Annotated in this window: 12 protein-coding genes; 7 read left to right on the plus strand and 5 right to left on the minus strand. The window is 58.1% G+C overall.

Translation table 11 applies throughout. The annotated features are described in order from the left end of the window. Positions 1–25: 25 nt before the first annotated feature. Positions 26–862, minus strand: coding sequence for a hypothetical protein (locus H7J93_RS02595; protein ID WP_267304734.1), 837 nt, complete (start codon positions 860–862; stop codon positions 26–28). 769 nt (positions 863–1631) lie between these two features. Between H7J93_RS02595 and H7J93_RS02600 the strand changes: the two genes are divergently transcribed. The 5 genes from H7J93_RS02600 to H7J93_RS02620 all read left to right on the plus strand — a co-directional run bounded on the left by H7J93_RS02600 (position 1632) and on the right by H7J93_RS02620 (position 7491). Beyond that, complete coding sequence (locus H7J93_RS02600) at positions 1632–2768, plus strand: DegT/DnrJ/EryC1/StrS family aminotransferase (protein ID WP_267304735.1); 1137 nt, start codon at positions 1632–1634, stop codon at positions 2766–2768. After that, positions 2768–3415 (plus strand): GNAT family N-acetyltransferase, encoded by a 648-nt coding sequence (locus tag H7J93_RS02605; protein WP_267304736.1) that lies wholly within the window; start codon positions 2768–2770, stop codon positions 3413–3415. Before H7J93_RS02600 ends, H7J93_RS02605 begins: the two co-directional genes overlap by 1 nt. 688 nt (positions 3416–4103) lie before the next feature. Further along, positions 4104–4871, plus strand: coding sequence for a cephalosporin hydroxylase family protein (locus H7J93_RS02610; RefSeq protein ID WP_267304737.1), 768 nt, complete (start codon positions 4104–4106; stop codon positions 4869–4871). A gap of 561 nt (positions 4872–5432) precedes the next feature. Then, on the plus strand, positions 5433–6791 hold the full coding sequence (locus H7J93_RS02615) for a UDP-glucose dehydrogenase family protein (RefSeq protein ID WP_267304738.1): 1359 nt from the start codon (positions 5433–5435) through the stop codon (positions 6789–6791). Between the two features lie 58 nt (positions 6792–6849). Then, a complete protein-coding gene (locus H7J93_RS02620) occupies positions 6850–7491 on the plus strand; it encodes a methyltransferase domain-containing protein (protein ID WP_267304739.1) in 642 nt (213 codons plus the stop codon). Between the two features lie 127 nt (positions 7492–7618). Here H7J93_RS02620 and H7J93_RS02625 read toward each other — a convergent pair whose 3' ends face one another. The 4 genes from H7J93_RS02625 to H7J93_RS02640 form a co-directional block, all read right to left on the minus strand. Continuing rightward, the gene (locus H7J93_RS02625; RefSeq protein ID WP_267304740.1) at positions 7619–8410 is read right to left on the minus strand and encodes an ABC transporter permease; all 792 of its coding nucleotides are present in this window, start codon (positions 8408–8410) and stop codon (positions 7619–7621) included. Beyond that, positions 8407–9147, minus strand: a complete 741-nt coding sequence (locus tag H7J93_RS02630; RefSeq protein ID WP_267304741.1) for an ABC transporter permease — start codon at positions 9145–9147, stop codon at positions 8407–8409. Before H7J93_RS02630 ends, H7J93_RS02625 begins: the two co-directional genes overlap by 4 nt. After that, complete coding sequence (locus H7J93_RS02635; RefSeq protein ID WP_267304742.1) at positions 9144–10088, minus strand: ATP-binding cassette domain-containing protein; 945 nt, start codon at positions 10086–10088, stop codon at positions 9144–9146. Before H7J93_RS02635 ends, H7J93_RS02630 begins: the two co-directional genes overlap by 4 nt. 410 nt (positions 10089–10498) lie before the next feature. Next, the gene (locus H7J93_RS02640; RefSeq protein ID WP_267304743.1) at positions 10499–11752 is read right to left on the minus strand and encodes a glycosyltransferase; all 1254 of its coding nucleotides are present in this window, start codon (positions 11750–11752) and stop codon (positions 10499–10501) included. Positions 11753–12074: 322 nt separating this feature from the next. Between H7J93_RS02640 and H7J93_RS02645 the strand changes: the two genes are divergently transcribed. Together H7J93_RS02645 and H7J93_RS02650 are read left to right on the plus strand one after the other, a co-directional pair. After that, on the plus strand, positions 12075–12320 hold the full coding sequence (locus H7J93_RS02645; RefSeq protein ID WP_267304744.1) for a hypothetical protein: 246 nt from the start codon (positions 12075–12077) through the stop codon (positions 12318–12320). Between the two features lie 1111 nt (positions 12321–13431). Beyond that, positions 13432–13662, plus strand: coding sequence for an MbtH family protein (locus H7J93_RS02650; RefSeq protein WP_083156984.1), 231 nt, complete (start codon positions 13432–13434; stop codon positions 13660–13662). Positions 13663–13672 lie beyond the last annotated feature (10 nt).

Here is a 13672-nt window from a genome sequence, read left to right on the forward strand (position 1 = left end):
TATCTTTGAAATAGTGCAACCTGAATCATTTCCTCGCCCGATTTACTTTTTCTATTCCTTGGGCGTGCCATATGTCACTATCTAATATAACAGTCACATACCCAAATATTCCGGCGGGAATGTTGTTTGAGTACTTTTCCGCAAGATGACGAATTAGCAGAAAGGACCCCAGGCACTCAGCGAGAAAGCTGACTGCTCGTATCTGCACTGCTTCATACTTCTCAATCCTATGACGGTAACGAGACAGGAACTGCCTATCAATAAGCTCTCTCTTTGACAACTTGCTCATTAACCACGACTTCGGATATATTCCGATTTGACTGCCCCCAGGAATGAAATGCCGCGCAGCCAAGAATTCGTTCAAGGAATCCGATTCCAACGCGCCCATCTCGATAGCTATAGACGTGTAGTCACGAAGGTCTCTGCGGTCATAATGACGCAGTTCTATCTGTTTCTCAACTATTGAATTTTCAAAATATAGAGGCTGTGGAATCAGAAACTCGAGGTCAGCGGGGGGCATTTGCACCGATAGCTCGGCCTTCTCTTCGAAGTCCCCAAATCTTAACTCCCTACAGCCTGAAACTAATTCGGACTCTATCCCCTCCGAAGAAGCAAGCACCCTCTTCCTGTGGCTGCAAATTTCAATAAGCGTAGCGGCGCTGGCGAATCTCTCGATTGCGATTGGCAGGACGTTCGTCCCTGCGGTGCCATATGCGATCGGCCTCGCCTCGTGCCAAAACTGGTCAAGTTGTCTTACGTGGGATACAGAGTCGGGTTGGTAATCCCCAAGGGAGATACAGACGTCATACCAGCTCTCGGGTAATAAAGGCTTCTCATGACTTATACAGAACCTGTGAATCATAGGGGTAAGTTAGGTCTCGCATGATAGGCTGCTCGCGAGATTTCGCGCTAGCTGCTGCATACGGTGCGCGCTCGGAAATCTAGCATTCGTTGGCCAGCGATAATTCGAGCGCGTACGGTCGCGATCGGCGGTCATCTTCTTGAGCTTATCCCCCGTTCAGTACGGCCGCATCAGGGGCAAGTCGGGCCCCAGACGGTTCGTCATGCGGGCAACCTTAGCCCATCGAGGGCTCGCTGGGTACGCAGGGAGATTGTTGCACCAACCTGAGTGCGCTCCGGCGGTACGTCCGACTCCTCCCGTGGTGGTCCGTGCGACCGTTTAGAAACACTGGCGTGGGCTCTTGATGGGGTGATCGGCGTTGCGGGCTGAAGACGCAATGTGCTGTCCAGCAGGGATTCTTGCGATCTTGACTCCCTGAGCGAACGAGGACGGACTTCGTGGGTGTGCTCCTGCCTAACCAAGGTGATTGGAAGAGTGGCCGAACGCAGGATCTTCCAGTTCTAGCTGCTCTTCGTTCTTGACCGAGCAATCAGCTGCAAGTCCGGGTCGCGCCCCGAAGTGGCCAGTTCGGTCCTCGTCGAGGGTGGGCGTTTCACATCTTCGCGAAGCTCTTGTCCGACAGGCGTTCTCGTGCCCCTAGTAGTCGACGCCGGTTGACCCATTCCGGGTCGGCACGTCTTCGTACGACGTGTATGTTTGCTGCATGATCGTTCGTCGGCAAGTTTGGCAGGTGCAGCTTGAGTTTACTATTTGCGAGGTGAATTAACTCGTGGCGACGGTCCCAGTATTCAAGCCCCTGATCGAGGGTGAAGAAATTGCTGCTGCAGTGGAATCGCTCGAACTTGGGTGGCTCGGCATGGGCAGCTATGTTCAAGCGTTCGAGGAGGCAGTTGAGAAGATTTGTCAACTCGAATCGGACGATGACCGTCATGTTGTAGCAGTTAGCACCGGGCACGCTGCGCTCCACCTTTCGCTGCTGATGATGAATGTCGGGCGCGGCGATGAAGTAATTACTCCATCCTTCAACAACGCCGCAGATTTTCAAGCCATACGCGCCTGCGGGGCCGACCCAGTCTTCGTGGACATCAAGGAAGAGACACTCTGTATCGATCCCGATAAAATCGAAGAATTGATCACCCCCAGAACTAAATGCATCATTGCGATGGATTACGACATTTTCATCTGTGATCATGACGCAATCGCCGACGTGGCGGCGCGGCACGGCATCCCCGTGCTACACGATGCGGCGCATTCCTTCGGATCATTTTACAAAGGCCGGCCTATTGGCAAACAGCACGAATTCACGATATTTAGCTTCGATCCGGTCAAGACAATCACATGTATTGACGGCGGTGCGATTGTTATCCGCGGCCGCGATAACGTGTCGAGACTACATGCGAAGCGCCTTATTGGCATGACTCAACCGGCGGCACAAATGTATACTAATTCGCGTGCCTGGACCTATGACATTGAAGAACTCGGTTTCAGATATCATTTGGCGAACCTCCACGCTGCAATAGGGGTTGCACAGATTTCAAAGATCGATGAAATCCGGTCCACGCGGCAACAGGCCTGTAAGCGGTATTACGCAGAACTTTCGCCACTCAGCTCGATCGATGCCCCTCGCGGCGACTTCGACCAAGTCAATCCGTTCTTGTACTACGTACGCGTGCTGGACGGTCGTCGTGACGAACTTCGTGCCCACATGAAGGATCATGGAGTCGATACGGGTATCCATTGGCAAGCTGGGCACAATTTCTCTTTCCTCAAGGACTGTCGTAGGGGATCGCTGGAGGTTACCGAAAAAATCGCTGATCAGATTCTTTCCATTCCGCTCCACAGTAGGATGAGCAGTGAAGTTCAATCGCGAGTCATCAACTCTATATCGACTTTCAAGGCTGACTGATGAAATACCAAGAGCTGTTCCAGTGCCTCAAGGGCGTCGGTGATCTCGATCTGTCTTCCCTCTGCCTGCCGGTCGAAGGGACCGCATTTGGTCTTTTCCCAATCAACTGCCAGGTCAGCCGGATAGATGACCGCATAGCTAGAATGTTGACGGAAGCCCGCAACGCTAATTCCACTTCTTTCCTTACCTATTTCACTGCCACCACTGAGCGAACGATAGGCTGGCTTGCGGGTGCCGTAGCACGCGATCCTTCACGGATATTGTTTTCATTGCGCAATATCGAATCGAATGACCATTATGGCTATATGGGTTTAGCCTACGGGGATCCTGCTGGAGTTCGGATCGAAGGAGACGCGATTGTCCGATTTGCGGAGAAGTCGGAACCTGGTCTGATGAGAAGCGCATTCTCATGCTTGGTCAACTGGGCGAAATTAGACCTCGGTATTGGCGATGTGTGGGTTAGGGTGTTGTCCGATAACCCGGCGGTCGGGTTTTATGAATCGTGCGGCTTTTCTAGAGAGAAAGAGATGCCACTTTACGAAACTCGCGGACGTTATGGCGAGCTTGTCGAGCTTTCAGAAATTCCGTCAGTTGATTGCGCGGGCGAATCTTCGCGCACCCTTGTGCATATGCGGTATTCGGTGTAATCCTTCAGTAAGTAGCAATTAGAACCACTTCAGACCTGATCTGATTACCGTCGTCGGTTCAATGGTCTGTAGGTCGTTGGGCTGCATACTCGGTTTTGCTGGTTCGGATGTGTGCACTAGCCGGTGGCCATTGGGTGCCGGGGGGGCCTACGTGCGCACCGTGAAGAGGTCTTCGGGATGGCGGTGCAAGTCTGTGGTCGTCACGTAGGGGGTCGCGGAAGGTCAAGCATTTGGGCTAGGCCGTGGACGAGGTTGGGATCGCCGTACTCTCGTAGGTGGGCGCGCAGCGGTTGGCGGCACTCGGCGGTGGCGATTTCGACGTGGTTGGTGTCGCACCAAGGCGTTGCCGGCTGATGAGTTCGTTCTTGAACAGTTCGAAGGTGATCTCGGCCAACGCTCGATTAGCGCAGCGTCGACGGAGCCGGCCGAGCGGGACGCATTGCGCGATGAGCCGTCGGGTATCGGCCCCGGAGGTGTACTACCTATCGCTGGTATTGACGACCGACTGTCTTGGCGAGCTGCCGACTGTTCAATGGGGGTCCTGGCATAACGAAATCGCCTGCACGAGACCCTGCGAGTTCGCCAACCCCGGCCCCGGAACCAAGTAGGAACGAACCTGGGGTACCTCAAGAACAATTGGTGGCTAGGCTCATCCTTGGAATTGGGATATCCGGAAGGGGTTGCGCGCTTGATCACGATTATCGATGACGAACAGGAAGTCGTGATCGTTCGCGACGGCGAGCAGGAAGTTCGCCACAGCCTTTCCTCGGCCGAGGGTTTCGGAGCCGTTTCGCGTGCATGGATCCGGGCTGGCTGGGACACCAAGTATGTTTACAGTTTCGCCTGGATGGGTCGCCCGATCATCCAACTCCCAGAGGACATGATCCGTCTCCAGGAGGTCATCTGGAACCTCAAGCCCGACGTGCTAATCGAGACCGGCGTCGCCCACGGGGGTTCGCTGATTTTCTATGCTTCACTGTTCGAGGCGATGGGCAAGGGCCGTGTCATTGGCATCGACATCGAGATTCGCCTGCATAACCGTGAGGCGATCGAGGCGCATCCAATGAAGAAGCGGATCGAGTTGCTCGAGGGCTCGTCGACAGCGCCCCACATCGTCGATCAAGTGAAGGCGCTGGTGAAGCAGGGCGAGACAGTGCTGGTCGTGCTCGATTCCAACCACACGAAGGGCCATGTGCTCGACGAACTTCGCGCCTATGCACCGCTCGTCAGTGTAGGCAGCTACATCGTTGCAACCGATGGTGTGATGGAGCAGGTTAAAGGCGGCCCCCGCACAGGCGACGATTGGGACTGGAACAATCCCAAGGCGGCGGCGCACGCCTTCGTGGCTGAAAACGAGCGGTTCACGATCGAGGAGCCGACCTTCCCCTTCAATGAGGGCGTCGTGACCGAGCGTGTGACCTACTGGCCCGATGCATTCATCAAGCGCATAGCCTGACAGCTCGGTGGGTATGTGCCGCAGACCCGATCGCCGCCGGTGGGCAACCGTAGGTAGGTGTTGTCATCAAGATGCTTGACGTCGGTCACGAGGACCGTTCGGCCGCTGGCGCCGAAGTGTTCGGCGACGAGGTCCGCCTGCATCGACGTCTCGTCTGGCACGCAGAGGTCATCGCCCTCCAAAGGCGACTTCTACCGTATGAATGACCGCGACCCCGGGCGAGTCCCGGGATCAACCAACGGACTATGAACACCAAGGGGGTCAATTTCAACCCTTGGAAGGGTCAATTTCAACCGTTGTTGACACACCAACTACCAAGGCCGAGCTTGGCACCGCGACTGGCTGTCAGGGCGCAAAAGGCCCAGTGGTCGACGGCCTCCTAGGGTGGTTGTTGCACGTGGCGGTACTAACACGGCGCAATCTTGCGCGGAAGCCACCGTCGAAAGGGTGAAGGTTTCGGCGCAACTCTTGCGAGTGGTGTAGGCAAAGCAACTATCGGTCTGTTCCTACTCGGTTGCGAGGGCCGGGGTTGGCTGACTCGTAGGGTGTGCTTGCGGCAATATGGGCGGCGATCGACCAAGCGATGAAGGGGTCAGCTTGAGGATTACGGTAATCGGTTCCGGCTACGTCGGCCTGGTGACGGGCGCCTGCCTGGCGGACAGCGGTAACGAGGTCGTGTGCGTCGATATCGATCACGCCAAGATCGACCGACTGCTCGCGGGGGAGGTTCCGATCTACGAACCCCGGCTGGCTGAACTGATCGAAACTGACCGGGAGAACGGGCTTATCGACTTCACCACCGACATCCAGGGCGGAGTCGAACACGGTGACGTGATCTTCATCGCTGTCCCGACGCCCATGAGCGACAGCGGCGCGGCCGACCTCACCTACGTGTACTCCGCGGCAGAAGACATCGGTTCTCATATGGACCGCTACAAGGTAGTCGTCAACAAGTCGACCGTCCCCGTCGGAACTGCCGACGAAATTCAAGCGATCATCAGCAAGAAGACCAACCACGAGTTCGACGTCGTGTCCAACCCCGAATTTCTGAAGCAGGGAAAGGCGATTGCCGACTTCATGGAGCCCGACCGCGTGGTGATCGGCAGCGACTCGCAGCGCGCTCTCGCGATCATGCGAGAGATCTACGAGCCGTTCCTGCGCAAATCCCGTCCACTGATCGCGATGGACACTAGAAGCGCCGAGATGGCAAAGTACGCGGCCAATTCCTTTCTCGCGATGAAGATTTCTTTCATCAACGAGATCTCGAATTTGTGCGAGAGGGCCGGCGCCGATGTCTCGGCGGTACGAGAGGCCGTTGGGGCCGACAAGCGCATCGGCTATGAATTCCTGTTTCCCGGGATCGGCTACGGCGGCTCATGCCTGCCGAAAGATGTTCAGGCCCTTCTATATACCGCGGACGGACTGGGGTTGGGCATGCGACTGTTGCGCGCGGTGGAGCAGGTCAACAGCGAGCAGAAGGCCGTTCTCGTATCCAAGGTGGTCACTCGTTTCGGGGGCGAGTCCGTGAGTCTGGACGGTCTGCGCATCGCGATGTGGGGCCTCAGCTTCAAGCCAAGGACCGACGACGTGCGGGAGGCCCCGTCCCTGGTCATCGCGAAGAGGCTGGTCGAGTTGGGGGCGTTAGTGCGTGCCTTCGATCCCGAAGCAACCGAGCAGGCGAAAAAGAAGCTAGGCGATTCAATCGAATACGCCGGAAGCATGTACGAGGCCGTCGAGGACGCGGATGCGCTGCTACTGCTCACGGAGTGGAAACAGTTCCAGCGGCCATCGTGGCAGCGCGTCAAATCGGCCATGCGAGGCCATGTCGTGTTTGATGGGCGAAACATCTACGACCCTGACAAGCTGCGGGCTGAGGGCTTCGAGTACCACGGCATGGGCCGGAACAAAGGAAAACAGTGAGACCCCTTTCCGGTACGGACGCCCACGTGACTTCAACCATCGAAGCAAGGAGCAGTTCATGAAATTCAGCGAATTGTCGTCCCTTCCTGTCGTGAATTTGTACGCCGGCGATGTTCCCGACATGCCTGAATACCAAACGAGGCAACTAGTAGGTCTCTCTCTGGTACAGGAAGATAAATGGCATATTCGTCACGACGTGACGAAGCCGCTCCCAATTCCTGGCGAATCAGTCGATATCTACCAATCCGAGGACGTGTTCGAACACATAGAGTTCGACCGGCTTCCTGCGACGATTTCCGAGATCTACCGAGTCCTGAAGAAGGGCGGGCTCTTTAGGTTGTCACTTCCAGACTATCGATGCGATGTCCTGGTCGAAAGATCCCTGAAAGACGCAGATGGCAATATCATTTTCGATCCGGGTGGCGGCGGAGCATTCAAACGACGTCCACCTATCTTTGGAAAGAAAAAAGTGGTGAAGGGTGGTCACGTTTGGTTCCCGGTATACGAGAACATTGTGGAGCTATTCGCCAATACTCGATTTTCGAGCGTTGAATTCCTTCACTATTATGACGAGACCGGGGCCCCCCATACCAACCCCATCGATTATTCGAAGGGCTATGTTAAGAGAACGCCGGATAACGACGAGCGGGTAGCTCACCCATTCAGGCCAATGTCGATAGTGGTTGACTGCATCAAGTGATCCCGTAGCGAATAACGCGATATATGAGTAGCGATTCCAGATCCACGTGCCATTCAACGATTGCATTCTCGGACCGGCAAATTGCGTGGCAGATCGCTTCGGCGATGGCACGCCATGCCGATCAACCTTATATATCCGACTCGGCTGCGAGCCGATAGCCGCGCATCGCGAACGGGGTAAGAGCCACGAAAAGGACGGTCGCCCACAAGAGGGTCATCGTCAGCGGCCACGCCACGGGTCCGCCGAGCGCCAAGGACCGCATCGTCTCAATGGGTGGGCTCAACGGCTGCATGCGCACGATCAACTGAAGGGTCTCGGGGTACATATGGATCGGGGTGGTACCGGGGTTGAGGAAAGCCAGCGCGATGGTTCCGGCCGAGACCAAAGTGATGATGCTCTGTGCTTTGGCGTGGATGACCACCACCGTCACCACCATCGTGAACCCGACGACCACGATCGAGGGAATCAATATGAACAACAGTGCCGCCGCCCAGCCTTGAGTGAAACGCAGCCCCATCACCAAGCCAAGCGCGGTGATGACAACCGTTCCAAAGAGCGCGCGCACCACCTCCGAGGCGAGTCGTCCGGTGAGAACACTGGCTCGATGCACCGGTAGCACCCACATTCGCCCAAGCAGCCTTGATTGCCGGTCCAGCTGGATACCCACCGAATTGCCGAGGGCGCCGAACAACGCGGATAGCACTGCGCAGACCGGAACCAGGCCGTAAACGCTTTCGACACCAGTGACCTTGTACACCCGCTCACCCAAGATCACCTGATAAAGCACCAGAAGAAAGATCGGGAAAACCAGCGATCCCAAAAGGACAACGCGGTCGCGCCGCCACCGGGTGAGCAGGCGAGCGGCTTGGACCCAAGTCTGCGACAGCAGCGAGTGGTTCAGCGCTCGGTGCGGAGTCACGCAGTGCGCCTTTGCATCTGGATCGTGATCGTGCCGAACACCAACACCATGCCTATACACCACGTCAGCGTGATTGCCAGGTTGTCAGTGAGATGCCCGGCCCCCAGACCGCGCAAAGCTTCGGCTGCCTGTGACACCGGCTGATTGCGCACCACCGGCCGCAGATATTCAGGAAAGGTCGATTCGGGTGCTATTCCAGTGGACAGCATGAAAAGCAGTAGCGAAGGGATGAACAGTATGTAAGTAGCACCTTGAATGCTGTTCGCGCGCGAACCGAGTGCGTCCGCGCCCAAAGCGACGCCCAAGCACAGCAGCAATGCCAGGAGTACGAAAGCCACGCTGTATCCGAAGCCGCCGGCAAACCGGAAACCGAATGCGTAACCAGCGGTCACAGCCACCACCATTGCCAAACCAGCGCGGATGAGGGTGGCTGTCATGCGGGCGGCTACCGGGGCCACCGCCGCTACCGGCAACGTCTTCAACCGCTCGCCGAACCAAGACAGGTGGTCACGCACCGCGCGATCTGCGGTCATCAGGCCGACGAAGATCATTGACTGCACAACCACCGCAGGGACCAGGTATTGCGAATACGTGAGTTCGCCGGTGTCGACCAGACCGCGCAGCGCCACGCTGAAGCCGGCTAGATACACCACTGGGGACGCCAATTCGAAGATCAACCCACCGTCCCGCGCTGACGTCTTCAAAGACCGTTCGGTAAGGGCAGCTAGTGGCGTCATGGATGGGTGACGGTCCGATCGGTGAGATGCAGAAATGCCTCATCCAACGATGGTTTACGCAGAGAAATGTCGGAGAGTTCAATGCCTTGTGCATCGATCCGGCGGAACACATCGACCAGCATGGCAACCCCGCCGACGGCAACCACCGAGACCGAGTTGTTGTCTGCATCTACATCCACCCCGTCGAGTCCAGCCAGTGCCGCCGCCACCCGTGGCAGGTCGGCTGGGTTCGCTGGGCTCACCTGGCAATAGTCTGCGCCTACGCGACGCTTCAGTTCCTCGGCGGTGCCGCTGGCGATCACCCGTCCATGATCGATGACGACTACCGAGTCGCTTAAGATGTCGGCCTCTTCCAGGTACTGCGTGGTCAGTAGAACGGTGGTTCCCTGCTTGGCCAAATCGTCGATGAGATCCCAGACGTCGCGGCGGCTGCGCGGGTCGAGGCCGACGGTCGGCTCGTCGAGGAACAGCACTTTCGGCGGCACCATCAGCCCGGCCGCGAGGTCCGCACGCCGCTGCATGCCTCCGGAGTACTTACCCACCGGCCTGTCGGCGGCCGCGACGAGGTCGAACCGTTCGATCAGTTCGTCGGCGCGTGCCTTTGCCTGCTTTCGGCTCATGCCCCGCAGCCTGCCGAACAAGACAAGGTTCTCCCAGCCGGTCAGCATGTAGTCCAGCGCGATGAACTGCCCGGCGAGCGAGATGCTTTCACGCACCTTGGCGGGCTGGCGGGTGATGTCATAACCGGCGACCGTGCCGCCGCCTGTTGTCGGACGGATCCGTGTGGACAGAATATTGATGGTCGTTGTCTTGCCGGCGCCGTTTTGGCCGAGCAATCCGCACACCGTTCCGGCCGGAACGGAGAAGCTCACGCCCGACAGCGCATTCATTTTTTCGTAGATCTTTGTGAGGCCGACAACCTCGATCGCCAGTTCGCTCACAGTCGGGAGTATTCCATGTCGCGTTCTCGAGTGTTTGCCCAACTGGCACTTGGACCTGTCCGAGGGATCCGGTGAACCACGACTAGGCCGAGCATGGAACCCCCCAAGCCGGCGGGTCCGTGCAGGTGACAGATGCGATCAATCTCCGGTGTCGGAGGTGCCGGGCAATCTGGGCATTGACCCCTGAGGGGGCGTCCACGCGTAGTCGCCGCATGAAACTCAAGCGGGGCTGGTCGGTCGCTGCGGCGCCGCCGAGCATTCGGCCGTTGCAGTGGAAATGACTGCCGGAGAACGACTTTGCGCTGTGATGTAGGTGCCGAACCGTTTGCTTCAGCGGCGGTAGCCTGCGGTGGCCGTCGCGATGATGTGGTCCTGCGTGGCACTGCACCAGGTACCGCGCTGAAACGTCGTCAAGATGTTTTCGGCGACGCGGCTTCCTCGAAGAGGTCGGCGGCGTGGGCAACGCACTCGTCCGGTTTGGTCATCCGGGCGGCGAGATCGCGGGCTGCGGTGGCATGTTGCGGGGTGAGGATTTGTTGCAGATCGGCGGTCAGTGATTTGGCGGTGGTCTTCGAAAAGCTCCGAGCGGTGCCCACACCCAGGCGTTTGAGTTGATTTCCCCAGTATGGCTGGTCGGCCGAGCTCCACAGGATCACGGTGGGGACGCCGGCGCGCAGGCTTGCCGCGGTAGTGCCCGAGCCACCGTGGTGCACGATGGCACGGCACGCTGGAAAAATCTCGGCGTAATTGACCGCCCCGACTACCTTGATGTGGTCGGGATGCGGAACGTCGCTGTAGTCAGTCCCACCAGCACATACCAACCCTCGCTGGCCTAATTGGGCGCAGACGGTGCTGATCATTTCCATTGTTTCGGCGGGGGATTCGACAGGAATGCTGCCGGTGGCGAAACAGATCGGTGGCGGACCCGCGGCGATCCAAGTCGCCACCTCTTCATCGGCCGGCGTGCTCATCTGCGTGGTCAGCGCGCCGACAAAGGGCCGCTGGCCGTTCCATTTGGCCCATTCGGCCGCCAATCCAGGCACGGATACCGCGTCATAGCCTTGAATTTCCAGCCAGCCATGTTCGGCGATGCGCCGCGCTGCTCGTCGGGTGGCTTTCGGTAGACCCAGCGCGCGGCGCTGGGCTTCTTCGACATCTCGAGTCGCACGAAAGAACAGCCACTCTGAGATCGTGCCCCCCGAGCGGACCAGTGGGGCGGGCAGCATCGGAATGAGTTGGCCGTTGGGCCGCATCGGAAAGTGGTGCATGGAGATCAACGGAATGCCGTAGTGCTCGGCGACGTTGGCCGCGGCCTGCTCGAAGTTGATCGCGGTCGACAGCAGATCGGCGCCGTCTGCCAGCGCCAACAGTGTCGTACCGACCTCTTCCCAGTGGCGGATGATCGGTGCCCACAACTCCCGCAACAGCCCTACTGGGTTACGGAAGAACTTCGCCCACAGATTGCGTACGAAATCCTCGTTGAGAAGCGCCTGCACGTCTGGGCCGTACGGGACTGCAGTAAGCCCAGCTGCCTCGACGAACTCGACGAGGTCGGGGGCCACGGCCATACGTACTTCGTGGCCTCGGCGTAGCAGTTCGCAACCGACAGCCAGGGACGGCTCGACGTCGCCGCGACTGCCCCAGCACGTCAGTACGAATTTCATGGGGGAGTCTGGGCCTTTCGCTGGTCGTGTCGGTCCGCGACCGGAGATCTGTCCTTCATTATCTATAGCCATCTCTGATGGGAGACTTCCGGCGGATCTTTGAGCCCGAGGTGCGCGTCGGTTCCCGAGAAAGCCTCGATGTCGGACACCGGGGAAAGGCTCAGCTAAGTTCACGTCAAAATTTGCCTTGGCGGGCGACCTCGGACGAGAGTTTCCGCATATCTTTACGAGCATCGTTGTAATGCAACGGGACTGATGCGCCGTAACGCATGGCCGATTCTCGCCGGTTTTCCGGTACTTTTCGCCGGGTATAGTCGGGCCCATGAACCTGGTCGAGTCGATCGAACGCGGCTTGGCGTGGTTGTCGAAGCCTCGCTGGATCCCGGGTCGGCTCGAGATGGAGACGCGGCGGGGGCAGCGTCTGGAACTGGAGATCGTGTCGTTCCGCATGCGTGTGCCCATCCCGGGTGGGGCGGTCGTGCAGGTGCCCCTGTTCATCGCCCTCATGCCGGCCGGCTCATCGCCGATCCAGGCGACCGGCGAGCCGTCGGGCCAGGACACCGACTGACAACTCACTACGAGGCGCAACTCCGGATTCCGCGTGACGCGTGGTGCGTCACCGGGGTGAATTGTTTAGCAGAATGCAAATACCTGCAGGTATGGTATATTACTGACCAGTAACTACTGTAGATACCCGGAACCGCCGGTATCAAATCGGGCCATTCCGTTACCGAATGTCGAATTCTAATAGTTTGCTTCCGAGACGCCGCAACCGTTGCTGGATGCGACCGTGACGGGACACACATAACGTTGCTGTATGGTCGCCGAAAGCGGCCGGCAAAGTAGCTTCGTACATTTCGCTTACTTCGAGGCTGGATTTGTACAGCGCGCTTACTTCAAGCGACGAACGAGGACCGTCGTGATCTCCAGGATTCGCCAGCGAGCGACGCCCCGAATGCGCAAAGTCACGTTCATGCACTACGCGGCTTTGCGAGGAGGGGTCCTCGCGGTCGTGTGCGACGGTCCGGGTTCCCTCGTGACTCGGGGGGCGCTGGTCGTTGTGAACCCGGCAGGCGGCCCGATTGTGATCAAAGCAACTCCGGCATTGAGCTGGGGTCTCGCATGTTTGCGGGGGCTCCCTGATTGATTGCTATATCCGCATCCGCATTTCACATTGAGAGATAGCCCACACCCCTGTAGTGGGCGAAGCTCACTCGATGTGCACCAAATTGTGATGCTGGCAACCTCTTGAGTAGCCCATAAACCGTCGCTAAGCTCTCTGAGCCGTTGGCCGGAGAGAATCTAGCGACCATGGCAGCCGTCCTATAGCCGATGGACGACTGTCGCGCAGCGGACTTTTGCACGAATGTTTGCTGGGCGCGTCTTTCCATTGGGAAAGATTCAGCTAGACCTCTGGCTGCCGGCTTAGCGAGCCCACAGGAATTTCACATTCGCGCCGATCTCGCAAAGAGAGGTTTCTGCAGGATATAACGCCAGCCTGGGCGGACGGGAAAGGAATTGACGCCACAGTTAATAGTCAAGGTAAGCTTGCTAAAGTTTGCTGAGGAGCCCAACCCTGGGAACCTCGTGAGAATGATTTGCCCACCATTTCAACCTGCACTAGGTTTGCGGTAGGCTCGCCATCGGTTTGCGGTAACCGACGAACAACATGGAGAGACGTGAGCATCAATCCGTTCGACGACGACAGCGGCAGCTTCTTCGTCTTGGTCAACGACGAGGAGCAGCACAGCCTCTGGCCAAGCTTTGCCGACGTGCCAGACGGCTGGCGGGTGGTTTACGGCGAGGCTGACCGTGCAACGTGTTTGGAGTACGTCGAGAAGAACTGGCCGGACATAAGGCCGAAGAGCCTGCGAGAGCGGTTGGCGCAGGACGGGGCTCTTGACGGCTAGTCAGTGCGGT

It is taken from the genome of Mycobacterium barrassiae (assembly GCF_025822765.1).
In the GTDB taxonomy this organism is placed as follows: Bacteria; Actinomycetota; Actinomycetes; order Mycobacteriales; family Mycobacteriaceae; genus Mycobacterium; species Mycobacterium barrassiae.